The organism is Streptomyces sp. NPDC005811 (genome assembly GCF_040630405.1).
Taxonomy (GTDB): domain Bacteria; phylum Actinomycetota; class Actinomycetes; order Streptomycetales; family Streptomycetaceae; genus Streptomyces.
In genome coordinates this window covers 194102-209871 of the sequence record NZ_JBEXXK010000003.1, presented here as the reverse complement: position 1 = coordinate 209871, position 15770 = coordinate 194102, and the positions used below count along the sequence as shown (strand labels likewise).

General features: G+C 73.4%; 16 protein-coding genes. 11 read left to right on the top strand and 5 right to left on the bottom strand.

The features are described from left to right. Positions 1 to 31: 31 nt before the first annotated feature. The gene (locus ABZ490_RS04645; RefSeq protein ID WP_358984043.1) at positions 32 to 451 is read left to right on the top strand and encodes a DUF1877 family protein; all 420 of its coding nucleotides are present in this window, start codon (positions 32 to 34) and stop codon (positions 449 to 451) included. A gap of 16 nt (positions 452 to 467) precedes the next feature. Here the strand turns inward: ABZ490_RS04645 and ABZ490_RS04640 are convergent, their stop codons facing one another. Genes ABZ490_RS04640 through ABZ490_RS04630 form a run of 3 tightly spaced genes read right to left on the bottom strand, consistent with a single transcriptional unit; the run spans position 468 to position 3291 of the window. Continuing rightward, on the bottom strand, positions 468 to 1262 hold the full coding sequence (locus ABZ490_RS04640) for an enoyl-CoA hydratase (RefSeq protein WP_358984040.1): 795 nt from the start codon (positions 1260 to 1262) through the stop codon (positions 468 to 470). 17 nt (positions 1263 to 1279) lie between these two features. Continuing rightward, on the bottom strand, positions 1280 to 2440 hold the full coding sequence (locus ABZ490_RS04635) for an acyl-CoA dehydrogenase family protein (protein ID WP_358984036.1): 1161 nt from the start codon (positions 2438 to 2440) through the stop codon (positions 1280 to 1282). Then, a complete protein-coding gene (locus ABZ490_RS04630) occupies positions 2437 to 3291 on the bottom strand; it encodes an acyl-CoA dehydrogenase family protein (RefSeq protein ID WP_358984033.1) in 855 nt (284 codons plus the stop codon). The genes ABZ490_RS04635 and ABZ490_RS04630 overlap by 4 nt, the downstream gene beginning before the upstream one ends. Before the next feature lie 158 nt (positions 3292 to 3449). On the opposite strand from ABZ490_RS04630, the gene ABZ490_RS04625 reads away from it, so the two are divergent. After that, complete coding sequence (locus ABZ490_RS04625; RefSeq protein ID WP_358984030.1) at positions 3450 to 4268, top strand: TetR/AcrR family transcriptional regulator; 819 nt, start codon at positions 3450 to 3452, stop codon at positions 4266 to 4268. Between the two features lie 848 nt (positions 4269 to 5116). Here ABZ490_RS04625 and paaZ read toward each other — a convergent pair. Together paaZ and ABZ490_RS04615 are read right to left on the bottom strand one after the other, a co-directional pair. Next, the gene (paaZ, locus tag ABZ490_RS04620) at positions 5117 to 6706 is read right to left on the bottom strand and encodes a phenylacetic acid degradation bifunctional protein PaaZ (RefSeq protein WP_358984027.1); all 1590 of its coding nucleotides are present in this window, start codon (positions 6704 to 6706) and stop codon (positions 5117 to 5119) included. Further along, positions 6703 to 7554, bottom strand: coding sequence for a VOC family protein (locus ABZ490_RS04615; RefSeq protein WP_358984024.1), 852 nt, complete (start codon positions 7552 to 7554; stop codon positions 6703 to 6705). Before ABZ490_RS04615 ends, paaZ begins: the two co-directional genes overlap by 4 nt. Before the next feature lie 82 nt (positions 7555 to 7636). Here ABZ490_RS04615 and ABZ490_RS04610 point away from each other — a divergent pair, with 82 nt between their 5' ends. From ABZ490_RS04610 to ABZ490_RS04570, 9 genes are all read left to right on the top strand, one after another. Continuing rightward, positions 7637 to 8230 (top strand): carboxymuconolactone decarboxylase family protein, encoded by a 594-nt coding sequence (locus tag ABZ490_RS04610; RefSeq protein ID WP_358984021.1) that lies wholly within the window; start codon positions 7637 to 7639, stop codon positions 8228 to 8230. Then, positions 8227 to 9075 (top strand): fumarylacetoacetate hydrolase family protein, encoded by an 849-nt coding sequence (locus ABZ490_RS04605; RefSeq protein ID WP_358984018.1) that lies wholly within the window; start codon positions 8227 to 8229, stop codon positions 9073 to 9075. The genes ABZ490_RS04610 and ABZ490_RS04605 overlap by 4 nt, the downstream gene beginning before the upstream one ends. A gap of 38 nt (positions 9076 to 9113) precedes the next feature. Beyond that, on the top strand, positions 9114 to 9656 hold the full coding sequence (locus ABZ490_RS04600) for a MarR family transcriptional regulator (protein WP_358984015.1): 543 nt from the start codon (positions 9114 to 9116) through the stop codon (positions 9654 to 9656). Between the two features lie 101 nt (positions 9657 to 9757). Next, entirely contained in the window at positions 9758 to 10288 is a 531-nt protein-coding gene (locus ABZ490_RS04595; RefSeq protein WP_358984012.1) for a cupin domain-containing protein, read from the top strand. Further along, positions 10285 to 11484, top strand: coding sequence for a cytochrome P450 (locus ABZ490_RS04590; RefSeq protein ID WP_358984009.1), 1200 nt, complete (start codon positions 10285 to 10287; stop codon positions 11482 to 11484). Before ABZ490_RS04595 ends, ABZ490_RS04590 begins: the two co-directional genes overlap by 4 nt. Before the next feature lie 23 nt (positions 11485 to 11507). Further along, positions 11508 to 11831, top strand: a complete 324-nt coding sequence (locus ABZ490_RS04585; protein WP_358984006.1) for a 2Fe-2S iron-sulfur cluster-binding protein — start codon at positions 11508 to 11510, stop codon at positions 11829 to 11831. Next, positions 11828 to 13066 (top strand): FAD-dependent oxidoreductase, encoded by a 1239-nt coding sequence (locus ABZ490_RS04580; protein ID WP_358984003.1) that lies wholly within the window; start codon positions 11828 to 11830, stop codon positions 13064 to 13066. The genes ABZ490_RS04585 and ABZ490_RS04580 overlap by 4 nt, the downstream gene beginning before the upstream one ends. Continuing rightward, entirely contained in the window at positions 13063 to 14541 is a 1479-nt protein-coding gene (locus ABZ490_RS04575; protein ID WP_358984000.1) for an AMP-binding protein, read from the top strand. The genes ABZ490_RS04580 and ABZ490_RS04575 overlap by 4 nt, the downstream gene beginning before the upstream one ends. Before the next feature lie 95 nt (positions 14542 to 14636). Then, entirely contained in the window at positions 14637 to 15749 is a 1113-nt protein-coding gene (locus tag ABZ490_RS04570; RefSeq protein ID WP_358983997.1) for an alcohol dehydrogenase catalytic domain-containing protein, read from the top strand. Positions 15750 to 15770: the final 21 nt, after the last annotated feature.

The window sequence follows — 15770 nt, the reverse complement described above, 5'->3', positions numbered from 1 at the left end:
GCGCCAAGGGCCCCGGAAAGGACGTGACGGCATGTCGATGTGGCTCGACCTGGTGAGGATCGACCCCGAGCTGCTGGCGGCGGTCCAGGAGCGTCCGGAGCTGATCGACGCCCTGTTCTCCGCCGCGGACGACGAGGAGGAGACCGACGCGGACTCCTTCGGCCTCGACTACCGTCTGCTGGCGGACATCGCCGAGGGCCGGGCCCTGGCCGAGCAGGGCACCGGCGACTGGCAGTCGGCGTACCCCTGGCTCGCGCGGGCCACCGGTCACGACTGCGCCACCGTCGAGGAGTACGACTTCGGCTACGGACCGGCGCACTTCCTCACCCCCGACGAGGTCGGCGAGGTCGCCCGGGGCCTGCGCGCCGAGCACTGGGACCTCGACGGCCTCGTCCCCTTCTTCACCAAGGCGGCGGCCGAGGGCAAGGCGGTACTGGGCGGGGTGGGTTAGACCGCCGCCCAGCAGCTCATGAACCCCCTCTGACGTGCTGCTTCATCTCCTCCAGCCGGGTCAGGATCGGGAAGCCGTCCACGCTGAGGGCGTTGCCGTGGCCGGTCTGGTGGATGTCGAAGACGGACTGGAGGGCGGCGTAGAAGCCCTGGACGTCGAGGGTCTGGTTGACGGCGCGCTTGGCCTGGCGCAGCCCGAAGGGGGGCATACGGGCGATGCGGACGGCCAGTTCCCGGGCGGACGTGTCGAGCTCCTCCAGCGGCACCACCTTGTTGACCATGCCCACCTGCTCCGCCTCGCGGGCGGTCAGCGGCCGGCCGGTGAAGAGGATCTCCTTGGCCTTGCGCGGGCCCAGCTCCCAGGTGTGGCCGTGGTACTCGACACCGCCGATGCCCATGTGCACCACCGGGTCGGAGAACTCGGCGTTCTCGGCGGCGACGATCAGATCGCAGGGCCAGCACAGCATCAGCCCGGCGGCGATGCACTTGCCCTGCACCGCCGCGATGGTGGGCTTCGGCAGGTTGCGCCACTTCAGGGAGTACTCCAGATAGCGGCGCGTCTCCGCGTCGTAGATCCACTCCAGCGTGATCTCGCCGGGGCCCGGCCAGCGGTCCTTCAGATCGTGCCCGGCGGAGAAGTGCCGCCCGTTGGCGCGCAGGACGACGACCCGTACGTCCTCGTCGCGGGCGGCGCGGGTGAAGGCGGCGTCGAGGTCGTCGAGGAGCACCATGGTCTGGGCGTTGGCGACCTCGGGGCGGTTCAGGGCGATGGTCGCGACGCCGTCCTCGGCGTCGTACAGGATCTGGTCCATGCCGCTCCTTGGGGTGGTCAGCGGGGCAGGCCGAGGAGGCGCTCGGCGATGATGTTGCGCTGGATCTCGCTGGTGCCGCCCGCGATGGTGCCGGCGAAGCTGCGCGCGTAGCGCTCGAACCAGCTGGAGACGAAGTCCTCGTTGTTCATGTGGTGGTGCGGGCCGGTGCGCACCGGGTGCGGCAGCGCGTCCGCGCCCGCCGCCTCCACGGCGTGCAGCGAGGCGTTCTGGACGGCCTCGGAGCCCAGCAGCTTCAGCACCGAGATCTCGGCGGGGTCGCGGTCCGGGCCGAGCTGCCGGTGGCCGAGGAGGCGCAGGGCCTGGAGGTCCATCTGGAGCGTGGCGTACCACTCCTGGTCGCCGCCGGTGCCGGCGGCGTCGCGCACCAGGTCCGCGAGGCGTTCGGCGTACGACAGCCAGAGCAGGGTGCGTTCATGGCCGAGGGAGCCGTTCGCCACCCGCCAGCCCTCGTTCAGGGGGCCGACGAGGTTCTCCCGGGGGACGCGGACTCCGGTGAGGAACACCTCGTTGAAGTCGAGGTCGTCCTCGGCCGCGATCGAGCCGAACGGGCGGCGGACGACGCCCTCGGTGGCGGTCGGGATCAGCAGGGCGCTGATGCCCCGGTGCCGGGGCGCGTCGGGGTCGGTGCGCACGAAGGTCAGCAGGACGTCGGCGTCATGGGCGCCTGAGGTCCAGATCTTCTGCCCGTCGACGACGAAGACATCGTCCCGCAGGACCGCCCGGGTGCGCAGGGAGGCGAGGTCGGAGCCCGCCTCCGGTTCGCTCATGCCGAGCGCGGCGGTGACCTCGGCGCGCAGGATCGGCACCGCCCAGCGGGCCTTCTGCTCCTCGGTGCCGAAGGTGAGCAGGGAGGCGGCGATGATGCCCAGGCCCTGCGGGTTGAAGCTGTGGTAGATGCGCCGGTCGGCCAACTCCTCGAGATGCGCGAGCTGTTGGGGCAGGGTGGCGTGTCGGCCGCCGTACTCCGGGGGCTGGCCGGGGAGCAGCCAGCCGTGGTCGAACAGGGTGCGCTGCCAGCGGCGGGCCCAGTCGGGGACATGGGCGCTGGAACGGGGGCGTTCCCGGGCCTCGGCCTCGGTGGGCAGGTGCGCGTCGAGGAACGCGGCGAACTCGGCCCGGAACGCGGTGACCTGGGGGTCGTCGGCCAGTCTCATCATGGGAGCAGCGCCTTCCGGTGGGCGGACGCGGTACCGAGGAGGAGATCGCAGGCCTGGGCCCGCTTCAGCGCGTACTGGAGCTCGTTCTCCCAGGTGAAGCCCATCGCGCCGAAGAGCTGGAGGCCGTGCCGGAAGACCAGCCGCTGGCACTCCCCGGCCGCCGCCTTGGCCATGTGCGCGGCCCGGGTGCGGCGCGGGTCGTCCTCGGCGATCGTCAGGGCGGCGAAGTGGGTGAGGGCACGGGCGCGTTCGATCGCCACGTGCAGGTCGGCGGCCTTGTGCTTGACGGCCTGGAAGGAGCCGAGCGGCCGCCCGAACTGCACCCGCTGCTTCACATGGGCCAGTACGAGGTCGAGGACCCGGCGGCAGGCGCCGACCGCGGTGGCGGCGAGTCCGGTGAGCGCCAGGTCCGGTACGCCGGGGGCGAGTGCGCCGGGCGCCCGGACCCGGGCCACGTGCAGCCGCGGGTCGAGGACCGGGATCCGCTCGGCGGCCAGTCCGGCACCGGGCACGACGGTGACGCCGTCCGGGGTGAGCAGGGCGACCTCGTCGGCGCGGTCGGCGTCGAGGACGTACCGTCCGAGGCCGTCGAAGACCGCGGTCCCGCTGCCCTCGGGGAGCCGGCCGGCCAGCGGGACGAACCAGGTGGCGGTGGCCAGGAACGGGGTGGGGTCGGCGGCGTACCCCAACTCCTCCAGGACGAGCGCCAGTTCCAGCGGGGGCGCCTCCAGCCAGCCCAGCCGCAGATAGGTCTCCCACTGCTCCCGCTCGGGCCGGCCGCGCACCTTGGCGACCGTCTCGCGCGCCGTGCGGCGCAGCAGCCGCTGCTCGTCGTCGAGTTCGAACTCCACTCCCGGCCTCCCTCCCCGGGCCTCGACACGGGCCCGACACGGACACCGCGCGAGAATAACATTCTCACTATCGGGAAGTAAGAGTCTTGTTTCTGAGACAGCGCAATTCGGTAGGGGGAGCGCCCTCTCTTTTCACATGAGTGGAGTACCGTTCTGCCATGAGTGCCGTCCCCGCAGATCCGGTCGAGACACCCGAGCCAGCCTGGCGGCAGCGTGCCGTCGAGCGCTCCACGCGCGCCGCGAAGCTGCGCGCGGAGCAACGCGTCCAGCGCTTCCTGGACGCCGCGCAGGAGCTGATCGCCGACAAGGGCACCACCGACTTCACCGTGCAGGAGGTCGTGGAGCGTTCCCGCCAGTCGCTGCGCAGCTTCTACCAGCACTTCGACGGCAAGCACGAGCTGCTGCTCGCGCTCTTCGAGGACGCCCTGGCCCGGTCGGCCACGCAGATCCGCGAGGCCGCGGCGGCCGGGCGCGACCCGCTGGACCGGCTGAGGATCGCGGTCGACCTGCTGTACCACTCCTCCGAGCCGCGGGCGGGCGCCCAGTCCCCGCTGTTCACCGACTTCGCCATCCAGCTCCTGGTCAGCCACCCCGACCAGGTGGCCAGCGCCCATCTGCCGCTGCTCGGCTTCTTCACCGAGCTGGTGGAGGAGGCCGTGGCGGCGGGCCAGGCCGTCTCCCCCAAGCCGCGCCGCACCGCCTCCCTCATCATGCAGACCGCGATGTTCACCGCCCGCGCCCCCGCGGCCCCGGTGGGCGCGCATCCGTCGCCGATCTCCGCCGAGGAGGTGTGGGCGTTCTGCCTGGGCGGGATCACGGGCGCCCCCGCGGCGAAGGAGCCCGAGGACGAGGCCGGGGCGACCGCCCCCGAGCCCGCCGCGAAGGCTCCCGCCAAGAAGGTGGCCGCCGCCCGCCGGACGACGAGCCGGGCCGCGGCTCCCAAGTCCCCGGCCGGGGCGTCCCGCAGCAAGGCCTGACCCCACACGCACCCGAGGAGGCCGCCCCACGCACATCACGGGCCGGCCTCTTCACCCTTGCCCCACGGGCCGGCCTCTTCACCCTTGCCCCACGGGACGGCCCCTCAGCCGCGTCACGGGACGCCCGCTCCACCATGGCAAGGGACGACCGCTCGGCCATGCTCACGGGACGGCCCCTCGACCAAGTTCACGGGCCGCCCCCCAGCCGCGTCACCGGACGGCCGCCCGACAGCGGCACAAGACGGCACCTCAGCCCGCGTCACGGGACGGCCCTCAGCCGCGCGGGACGACCGCTCCGCCATGCCACGGGACGGCCCCTCGACCAAGTTCACGGGCCGCCCCCAACCGCGTCACCGGACGGCCGCCCGACAGCGGCACGAGACGGCCCCCCAGCCGAACGGGATGACCGCTCCGCCATGCCACGGGACGGCCCCTCGACCAAGTTCACGGGCCGCCCCCAACCGCGCCACCGGACGCCCCTCGGCGACGGCACAAGACGGCCCCTCAGCCGCGCGGGACGACCACTCCGCCGTGCCACAGGAGGCCCTTCGGCCATGCTCGCGTGGCGGCGGCCCCTCACTCGCGTCACGTGACGGCCCAGCCGCGTCGCGGAACGACCGCTCCGCCCATGTTCACAGGGCCCCCAGCCGCGTCGCGGAACGGCCGCTCGGCCCATGTTCACAGGGCCGCCCCCCAGCCGCGTCGCGGAACGGCCGCTCCGCCCATGTTCACAGGGCCGCCCCCCCCAGCCGCGTCACGGGGCCGCCCCTCGGCGGTCGCGTCAGTGGGCGGCCCCGACCGCGCCCCGGGGCCGCCCCGACCTGTCACGGGGCCGGCCTCGCCGTGTCTCATGCCCCCAGTGCGTCCAGTACCCGCGGCGACGCCTGTATCGCGGTCCGCTGCATCAGGTCCAGGACGCCCCGTAGGCCCGCCAGCTCCGAGCCGCCGCCGGCCCGGCCGGGGCCGCCGTGCCGCAGTGCGGGCAGCGGTGAGCCGTGGCCGGTGGTCCCGGCCATGGTGACGGAGTCGAGCAGGTGCAGCCGGCCGTGCCAGGCGGCCGTCTCCGCGACGAGGGCGGCGGTCCACGGGACGTCGTCGCTCACCAGGGACGCGGCGAGGCTGCCGCGTCCGCGCGCCAGCAGGTCCGCCGCGTGCGCGGTGTCCCGGTACGCCAGCACGGTCGCCGCCGGCCCGAACGGCTCGACCTCGTGCGGGGCGGCGGCCTCCGGGTCGGCGGAGAGCAGCAGCGTGTCCAGGAAGGCGCCCCGCTCGGGGTCGGCGCCGACGGCCCGCACCTTGTCCGGGTCGCCGTGCACGAACCGGCCCGACGCGGCGATCCGGCGCACGGCCCGCCGTACGTCCTCCCGCTGGGCGAGGCTGACGACCGCGCCCATCCGGACGCCCTCGGCGGCGGGGTCGCCCACGGTCACCCCCGCCAGCTCGGCGGCGATCGCGTCGAGGGCGGCGGCCTCCCGCTCACGGGGGACGAGGACCCGGCGGATCGCGGTGCACTTCTGGCCCGCCTTGACCGTCATCTCGGTCACCACCTCGCGCACGAACGCGTCGAACAGCGGTGTGCCGGGGGCGACGTCGGGGGCGAGGACGATCGCGTTGACGGAGTCGGCCTCGGCGTTGAAGCGGACCGACCGGGACACCAGGGCCGGGTGGACGCGCAGGGTCCCGGCGGTGGCGGCGGAGCCGGTGAAGGACAGGACGTCCTGCTCACCGAGGAGGTCGAGGGCAGGCCGGACCGAGCCGACGACCAACTGGAGCGCGCCGGGCGGCAGGACGCCGGCCTCCGTCACGATCCGAACCAGGTGCTCCGTGAGGTACGCGGTCGGGGTGGCCGGCTTCACCACGCTCGGCAGGCCCGCCAGGACGGCCTGGGCGAGCTTCTCCAGCGGGGCCCAGACGGGGAAGTTGAAGGCGTTGACCTGGAGCATCAGCCCCGGCGAGGGGGTGACGAGGTGCACGCCGAGGAAGTCCCCGGCGCGGGCGAGGCGTTCGGCGGGGCCCTCGACCAGATGGGGTGCGTCCGGGAGTCCGGCGCGGGCCCGGGCGGCGTAGTCGCGCAGGACGCGGACACCGCCGTCGACGTCGTACCGCGCGTCGTTCAGGGTGGCACCGGCGCGGGCGGAGAGGGCGTACAGCTCGGTGCGACGGGCGCGCACGGCGTCTGCGACGGCCTCCAGCAGCCCGGCCCGTTGAGGGAAGGTCAGGGCCCGCAGCGCGGGGCCGCCGACGCGGCGGGCGTGGCCGAACGCCCCGTCGAGGTCGAGGCCGGCGGAGGAGACACGGCACACCAGGTCCCCGGTGACCGCGTCGTGCACGTCGGTCGCGGACCCGTCCGCGGCGGTGGGGGTGACCCAGGTGTCCTGCAGATGGCTCTGGAGCATGGGATACGGCCCGCTTTCTTCGAGGGGGTGGGGTCGGCTCACGGGACGGGGTGGTGGCCCCAGACGTCGGCGGTGTAGACCCGGCTGACCCAGGTGCTCTCGTCGACCTGCACCCCGCCCGCCCCGATCTCGATGCCGAAGCCGGCCGGGGAGGTCATGTAGAAGGAGAACATCCCGTCGTTGGCGTGCTTGCCGAGCGTGGCCATGAGCGGGACGTCGTGCGCACGGGTGCGGTCGAGGGCGCGGCCGACCTCTTCCGTACCGGTGACCTCGCACAGGATGTGGTGGGTGCCCTCGTTCTTGTACGACCGGATGAAGGCGATGCTGTGGTGCCTCGGGTTGCAGCCGAGGAAGTAGAAGGTGCCCCAGGGGTAGTCGGCGGTGTCGCTGAGCCGGAAGCCCAGGACGTCGCAGTAGAAGTCGACGGCCTCCTGCACGCGCGGCGTCTTCATCACCACGTGCCCGAGCCCCTGGTCGCCGGTCACGAAGTCGACGCCGAGCGGTGAGACGAACCGGGTGGGGGCGAGGCGGCGGCCGCAGAACAGTTCGGTGCGGATGCCGAGGGGGCCGGTGAAGTGCACCATGCGGGCCACCTGGCGGTCCTGGCACTCCTCGTCCGTGCCCACGGCGACGTCGACACCGGCCTCCTTCAGACGGACGGTCATCGCGTCGATGGCCGTGGCGTCGCGGACCTCCCAGCCGATGACCGTCACACCCCCCTTCGGGGCCTCGGTCAGCCACATCCGGAACGGGTGCTGGTCCATGCGCAGGCGGTACGGCACGGAGTCCCCGGGCTCGACCGCGAGGCCTATCACGTTGCGGGCGTACTCCGCCCATGCTGTCGGGTCGGGGGCGCCGATTCCGACGTACCCCAGGCTCTGGATCGTCATGACGAAGACGATATTTGTCAGACCCTTGACGGTCAAGGGTCATACGAATACGTTGACGTCATCGAGCCGAGGAGGTCCGACGATGCCGGGAGAAGTGCCCGAGAAGGCCCGCCTGCAGCCCGTCGACGAGAGCGAGCTGCACGAGAAGACGCTGGCGTCGCTGGCGCCGTACCGCGATCAGGACGGCCGGATCTACACGATCTGGGCCACCCTCGCGCACCACGAGGACGCCCTGCGCCGCTTCCTCGTCTTCGGCAACCACGTGCTGGGCAAGAACACCCTGCCGCTGCCCTCCCGGGAGCTGATGATCCTCAGGATCGCCGCCCGGGCGCAGGCCGCCTACGAGTGGGACCAGCACGTCCGGATCGCCCGCCGCGCCGGTCTCGCCGACGCGACGATCCTGGCCGCCGCGCACGGCGACGGGGACGGTCTGACCGAGCTCGACCGGGTGCTGCTCACCGCCACCGACTCGCTCCTGGACCACCGGGGCGTGGACGACGAGCTGTGGGACCGGCTGGCGGGGCACCTGAGCACGGAGCAGATCATCGACGTCCTCTACACGGTCGGCCAGTACCTGACCATCGCCACCGTCATCAACACCCTCGGTGTGCGGGTGGAGGGCGAGCTCGCCCTGCCCCTGCCCCGGACCCGCGACCAGAAGGAAGAAGCCGCATGAAGCTCGCCCACCTCGCCGGCCGCCCCGTCCTCGTCCGCGACGGCCTCGCCCTCGACATCGCGGACGCGAGCAAGGGAGCGATCGAGCCGCGCCTGGAGGTGCTGAGCGACCTCGCTCTCCACGACGAGCTGCGGGCCCTCGCGGAGAGCGCCGGGGACGGCGACTGGAAGCCGTTCGACGAGCACGACCTGGGCCGCGTCGCCAAGCCGTACAAGGCGATCGGGGTCGCTCTGAACTACCGGGCGCACGCCGAGGAGTCGAACCTGCCGGTCCCGGACGAGCCGTCGGTCTTCGCGAAGTTCGCCTCGTCGGTCGTCGGCCCGTACGACGCGATCGTGGTCGAGCCGCAGTACGACAAGGTCGACTACGAGGCCGAGCTGGTCGTCGTCATGGGCCGCACCGGCAAGAACATCCCCGAGGCCGAGGCGTGGTCGTACGTCGCCGGCGTCACCGCCGGTCAGGACGTCTCCGACCGCAAGGAGCAGTGGCGCAAGCCGATCAACCAGTTCACGCTGCCGAAGTCGTACGACACCTTCAGCCCGATCGGGCCGTACCTGGTGACGCTCGACGAGTTCGCCGACCCCGACGACATCGAGGTCGCGGGCTGGGTCGACGATCTGGAGGTGCAGCGGGGGCGGACCTCGGACCTCATCTTCAGCGTGCCCGAGCTGATCGCCTGGCTGTCGAGGCGGGTGACGTTCGAGCCGGGTGACCTGATCTTCACGGGCACCCCGGCCGGCTGCGGCGTCCGCCGCACTCCTCGTCTCTACCTCACCGCGGGTAAGGTCCTGCGGACCGAGGTCACCGGCGTCGGCACTATGGTCAACCCGGTCGTCGCCGGCTGACTCCAGCCGGCCGGCCGCAACGGAAAGGGCGGGAGATCGTGACGGACACCGTGGGCGAGCCGGGCCTCGCCGGCGTCAGCCGGACCCGGGAGTTCTCGGAGCTCCTGCGCCATCACCATCGCGAGCTGGGCACCACCGAGCCCCGGGACCTCGACGCGATCGAGATGGTCACCGACCTCACCCGGCTGGAAGCCCGGCTGACCAAGGACTTCGAGAAGCACGTCCACCGGCCGCTCGGCCTGACCTGGGCGGGCTTCAGGATCCTCAACGCGCTGTGGGTGTACGGCCCGCTCGCCCAGCAGGACATCGGACGAGTCTCCGGCTCCACCCGGGCCTCCATCTCCAGCGCGCTCGCGACCCTGGAGAGCCGGGGCCTGGTGGCCCGCGAGCGGGTGGAGACCGACCGCCGCCAGCTGACGGTCGAGCTGACCGCCGAGGGCCGCGAGACCCTGCGCCGGGCCATCGAGGCCCAGACGCGGCGCGAGCGGGCCTGGACCGCCGTGCTGCGCGACGACCAGCTCGGTGAGCTGGTGCATCTGCTGCGTACGCTGGTCAACCAGGAGACCCCGCCCGCGGAGTGAGCGGCCTCCGGGAGGACCGGCCCACTGTCACAGGTGTTTTTTCATCAAGCCTCTAACTGTCAAGTATCTAACAGTAGGTTGGTTTCTCAAGGGAGAGAATCATGGTCCGTCGTGTCGTCACCGGTGTCGGCTCCAGTGGCAAGCCCGTCATCGTCAGCGACGGGGAGCCGCCCGTCACGCGTCGGTACACCCACACTCCCGGCTTCGGTCGCTCCCTGGTGTGGACCACGACCGCACCCGCCGCCCCGTCCGACGATCCGACGGCGTCCCTCACCTCCTATGTGCCGGCCCCCGGCGAGACGATCGCGCTGACCGTCACCTTCCCCCCGGCCGGTGTGTACGCCGACCCGGGCTGGGACCCGGCCGCGGCCGGCGCCGAGCAGCTGGAGGCCACCCCGGGCCTCGCCGAGCTGTTCGAGCCGGACAACCCGGGCATGCACACCACCCCCACCGTCGACTACGGCGTCGTCCTCAGCGGCGAGATCGTCCTGGACCTCGACGGCGGGGAGACGGCCGTACTGAAGCCCGGCGACCTGGTCGTGCAGAACGGCACCCGGCACGCCTGGCGGAACAACGGCACCGAGCCCGCCACCCTGTTCTTCGTGCTGATCGGCGCGGGCAGCACCGCATGAGCGCCCCGACGACGGCGGCGCCCGGCGCTCCGGTCGTCGACCTGGACCTCGACGACCTGCGCCGCGACCCCTACCCCGCCTACGCCGACCTGCGCCGCACCGCCCCGCTCGCCTGGGTCCCCTCGGTCGGCCGGCATCTGCTCACCCGCCACGAGGACATCGTCCACGCGGAGAAGCTGCCCGAGGTGTTCTCCTCCCGCGAGGAGGGCTCGCTGCTGCTGCGCACGGTCGGCCCGAACATGCTCCGCGAGGACGACCCGGACCACCGCCGGCTGCGGGCCGCGGCCGAGCCGCCCACCCGTCCCCGCCAGGTCCGCGACCTGTGGGCCGGCGCCTTCGAGAAGACCGCGCACGACCTGCTCGAAGGGATCGCCGGACGCGGCGAGGCCGATCTGATCGCCGACTTCGCCGAACCCCTCGCCGCCGCCAACCTGGCGCTCGTCCTCGGACTGCGCACCGCGAGCGCCGCGGACGTCTCCGACTGGTCACGGGCGATGATGGCCGCCAACGGCAACTACGCCGACGACCCCGGTGTCTGGCTGCGCGCCGAGCGGGCCACCCGGGCCATCGAGGACGCCGTCGCCGAGGCCGCCGAGGCGGCCCGCCGCGAGCCCGACGGCTCGGTGATCTCCGCCATGGTCCACGCGGCCGTTCCGGTGGAGCTGTCCGAGATCCAGAACAACGTCAAGGTGATCATCGGCGGCGGGGTCAACGAGCCGCGGGACGTCTTCGGGGTCGGTGCCTGGGCGCTGCTGAACCGCCCCGACACACTGGCCCGGGTCCTCGCCGACCCGGCCGCGTGGAAGCGGGTCTTCGAGGAGACCGCCCGCTGGGTCTCGCCGATCGGCATGTACCCGCGCCAGCTCACCCGGGAGTACGAGATCGCCGGGGTGACCCTCCCGGCCGGCAGCCGCGTCGCCCTGGTCATCGCCTCGGGCAACCGGGACGAGTCGGTGTTCGAGCGGGCCGACGAGTTCGACATCGACCGCCCGCACCGTCCCCACCTCGCCTTCGGTGGGGGACCGCACTTCTGCATGGGCGCGTGGGTCGCGCGCCACGAGGTCAGCGCCCTCGCCTGGCCCCTCGTCTTCAGCCGTCTGAAGGGCCTGCGCCTCGCCGAAGGCGCGGACGATCGCCTGGACGGCTGGGTCTTCCGCGGGCTGACCTCGCTGAACGTCACCTGGCAAGCCGCCTGAGCCGTCCCCATCGGGAGGACTTCATGCCCACCGTCATCTTCCGGTCGCCCGACGGGACCGAACAGAAGGTCACCGCCGTGTCGGGGACCGTGCTCATGCAGGCGGCCGTCTCCCACGGCGTGCCGGGCATCGTGGCCGAGTGCGGCGGCAACGCCTCCTGCGCCACCTGCCACGTCTACCTCGACCCGGCCCGGTCCGGGCCGGCGGGCCCCCCGAACGACGTCGAGGACGAGATGCTGGACTTCACCGCCGCCGAACGCCGCCCCACCAGCCGCCTCAGCTGCCAGGTGGTGCTCTCCGACGCCCTGGACGGACTGGTCGTCCACGTCCCCGAGGAGCAGGTGTGAGCGCGGGCGTGGTGATCGTGGGAGGCGGGCAGGCCGGCTTCAGCGTCGCCTCCACCCTGCGCGCCTGCGGCTACGACGGTCCGCTCACCCTGTTCGGGGCCGAGCCGCATCTGCCGTACCAGCGGCCGCCGTTGTCGAAGAAGGCGCACACCGGGCCGGACGGCCCCGAGGTCGCGCTGGTCCCGGAGAGCTTCTACCGGGAGCGGGACATCGCCCTCCGGCTGGACGACGAGGTCGTCTCCCTCGACCCCGCCGCCCGTACGGTCCTCGCCCGCTCCGGCGCACGCGTCCCGTACACCCGTCTCGTCCTCGCGACCGGCGCCCGCAACCGCCCGCTGCCCGTCCCGGGCGCCGGACTCCCCGGGGTGCACGCCGTGCGCTCCCTCGACGACGCGCTGGCCGTCGGCGCGGCGCTCGCGACGGCCCGGGACGTGGTGGTCGTCGGCGGCGGCTTCATCGGCCTCGAACTGGCCCGGGTGGCCCTGGCGCACGGCGCCCGGGTGACCGTCGTGGAACTCGCCGGCCGGCTGCTCGGCCGCGCGCTCTCGCCCGAGCTGGAGCCCCGGCTGCGCGAGCGCCACGAACGCTCCGGCGTCCGGGTCCTCACCGGCACCGCCGTCCAGGCCCTGGAGGGCTCGCGACGGGTGGAACGGGTCGTGACGTCCGCGGGCGTCCTGCCCGCCGACCTCGTCGTGTACGGCATCGGCGCCGCCCCCCGCGACGAGCTGGCGCGGGACGCCGGTCTCGCCGTGGACGACGGGGTGCTGGTCGACGAGCGGCTGTGCTCGGTGTCCGATCCATGGATCTCCGCCGTCGGCGACTGCGCCCGCGCCCCGCATCCGCACGCGGCCGGGCCGGTGCGGCTGGAGTCGGTGCAGAACGCCACCGACCAGGGAACACTGGTCGGCCGCCGGCTCGCCGGGCGGCCCCCGGAGCCGTACACCGGCCTGCCGTGGTTCTGGAGCGACCAGGGGGACGTCAAGCTCCGGATCGCCGGGCTGCGGGCACCCTCCGACGACGTACGCCTCGCGGCCGGGGACTCCCCCGAGCGGCTGGCCGCGTACGCCTTCCGGGACGGGCTGCTGACGGCGGTGGAGACCCTGAACTGGCCCGCCGAGCATCTCGCGGCCCGCCGGCTCCTGGAACGCGGGACGCCGGTGACCGCCGCCGAACTGGCGGGGACGACGCTCGGCGCGCTCGCCCGCGCGAGACGCACGACGGAGGTGCGGACATGACGCACACGTTCGGCGCGCACCTGACCGCCGCGGCGGCCGAGGCCGGCTCCCGGACCGCCCTGGTCTTCGGGGACCGCGCCTGGACCTACGCCGGGCTGGAACGCGCGGTCCGGCGGACCGTCGCCCGCCTCGACAAGCACGGGGTGCGCAGGGGCGACCGGGTGGTGATGCAGGGGGCGGCCCGGCCCGAGGCCCTCATCACGCTGTTCGCGGTGACCCGGGCGGGAGCGGTGCTCGTGCCGCTGCACCCGCAGGTGACCGCCGGAGAGCTGGCGGTGGTGTGCGAGGAGACCCGGCCGGTGGCCGTGGTGGCCGACGAGGGCTTCCCTGCGGGTCCGGGTCACCGGCTGAGCTGGGAGGACCTGCACCCGGCCGGGGACGAGGAGCAGGACGAGGACTCCGGGGACTCCCCCTTCGACCCGCCCGCCGGGTCCGACGTCGCGATCGTCGCGTTCACCTCCGGCACCTCCGGCCGGCCCAAGGGCGTGGCCCTCACCCACGACAACCTCCACTGGAGCATGGTCAACGGCCTGGCCCGGCTGCCCTTCGGGGAGAGCGACACCGCGCTGGTGTCCACCCCGCTGGCCCATGTCGCCGTGCTGGGCGGGCTCCCGCAGCACATCTGGGCGCGGCGCGGCACGGTCGTGCTGGCCCCGCGCTTCGCCCCGGACCTCTTCGTCGACCTGGTCCGCGACCACCGGGTGACCTGCGCGTTCGCGGTGCCCGCGATGTCCGCCCTGCTGGCCCGGCACCCCCGGTTCACCGGCGGCGACCTCGACACCCTGCGCTGGATCCTGTCCGGCGGCTCACCCGCCCAGAGCGCCACCCGCGAGCGGTTCCGGGCCCGCGGGATCGGCGTGGTCGACTCCTACGGTCTGACGGAGACCGCGGCCGGGGTGACGTACTCGGCGCCCGAGGAGCCTGCCGGGTCCACCGGGTCACCGTGCCCGCACGTGGAGCTGACGGTCGTGGACCCGGACGGCACACCCGCCCCGGCGGGCACGCCCGGGGAGATCTGGGTGCGCGGGCCCTCGGTGGCCGCCGCGTACTGGACGGCCGCCGGGCCGGTGCCGGTGACCGACGGCGCGGGCTGGTTCCGGTCGGGGGACCGGGGCCGGTACGACGCCGAGGGGCGGCTGTCGGTCGTCGGCCGGCTGAAGGACACCATCATCACCGGCGGGGAGAACGTCGACCCCGCCGAGGTCGAGAACGCGCTCGCCGACCTTCCGGGGGTCGTCGAGGTCGCGGTGACGGGGGCGCCCGACCCGGTGTACGGCGAGGTCGTGACCGCCTTCCTCGTCGTCGGCGCCGCCGGACCCGCCGGCTCCCCCTCCCTGGAGGACGTCCGGGGACATCTCGACGGCCGGCTCGCCCGGCACAAGTGGCCGCGCCGGGTGCGCCTCGTGCCCGCCCTGCCGCGCGGGGCCACCGGAAAGCTCCAGCGGACGCGCCTCGCGACGCTGCTGGACGACTGACCCGCCGTACCACCCCCGACTCACCCGGACCGCACCGCAGTCGGTGCCGTCCCTCCCACCCCTGCCCCGAAACCCTCACACCCCGAGGAGACGTCATGAGTGCGACCATGCGAGCCGCGCGGATGCACCACGTCGGCGAGCCGATGAAGATCGAGGAACTGCCCGTTCCCGAGCCCGGCCGCGGCGATGTCCGGGTGGCCGTGCACGCCGTCAACATCGTGCCCAACCTCGCCAACATCCTGAACATGTGGACCACGTGGTTCCCGGACAGCCCGCTGCCGACCCTGCCCGCGGTCTTCGGTCTCGACCCGGCGGGAGTGATCGAGGAGATCGGCGAGGGCGTCGAGGGCTTCGAGGTCGGCGACCGGGTGTACGTCAACCCGGGCCGCTCCTGCGGCTCCTGCCGCTCGTGCCGCGGCGGCGACTCGATCAACTGCGCCAGCTACGCCTTCGCCGGCTACTTCGGCTTCTCCCCCACCGCGCTCCAGCTGCTCGACCGCTACCAGGGCGGCCTCGCCGAGTACATGGTGGCCCCGGCGTACAGCCTGGTGAAGCTGCCGGACTCCCTCTCCTTCGAGGCGTCCGCCCGCTTCGGCTACATCGGCACCATGTACTCGGCGCTGCGCAAGGCCGGGGCCGGTCCCGGCAAGAGGATCCTGGTCAACGGCATCAGCGGCACCCTGGGTATCGCCGCCGCCCTCCTCGCGCCCGCCATGGGCCTGACCCATGTGTACGGCACCGGACGGGACCGGGCCCTGCTGGAGCGGGTCGGCAGACTGGCGGGCGGGCGGCTCCGCCTGCACTCCCTGGACGACGGCCCGCTCGACGAGTGGGTCCGCGCGGAGACCGGCGGCCACGGCGCCGACATCTACATCGACGCCCTCGGCCCGGGCGCCCCGCACGAGACGTTCCGGGCGGGCATGCGGGCGATGGCGCGCGGCGGCATCGCCGTCAACATCGGGGCCGTCGCGGGCGATCTCCCGATCGACATCCACCGGATGATGGACCAGCAGCTGCGGCTCATCGGCTCGGCGTGGTTCACCTCCGCCGAGGGCCAGACCATGGCCGACATGGCCGGAGCCGGCCTGCTGGACCTGAGCCCCCTGGAGCACCAGGTGTTCCCGCTGGACCAGGTCAACGAGGCGATCGGCGGGATCGCCGTACGCAACGGCGGCTTCAGCAACTTCGTCATCAGCCCGCAGGCCTGACCCCCCGACCTCTCTGGAGAC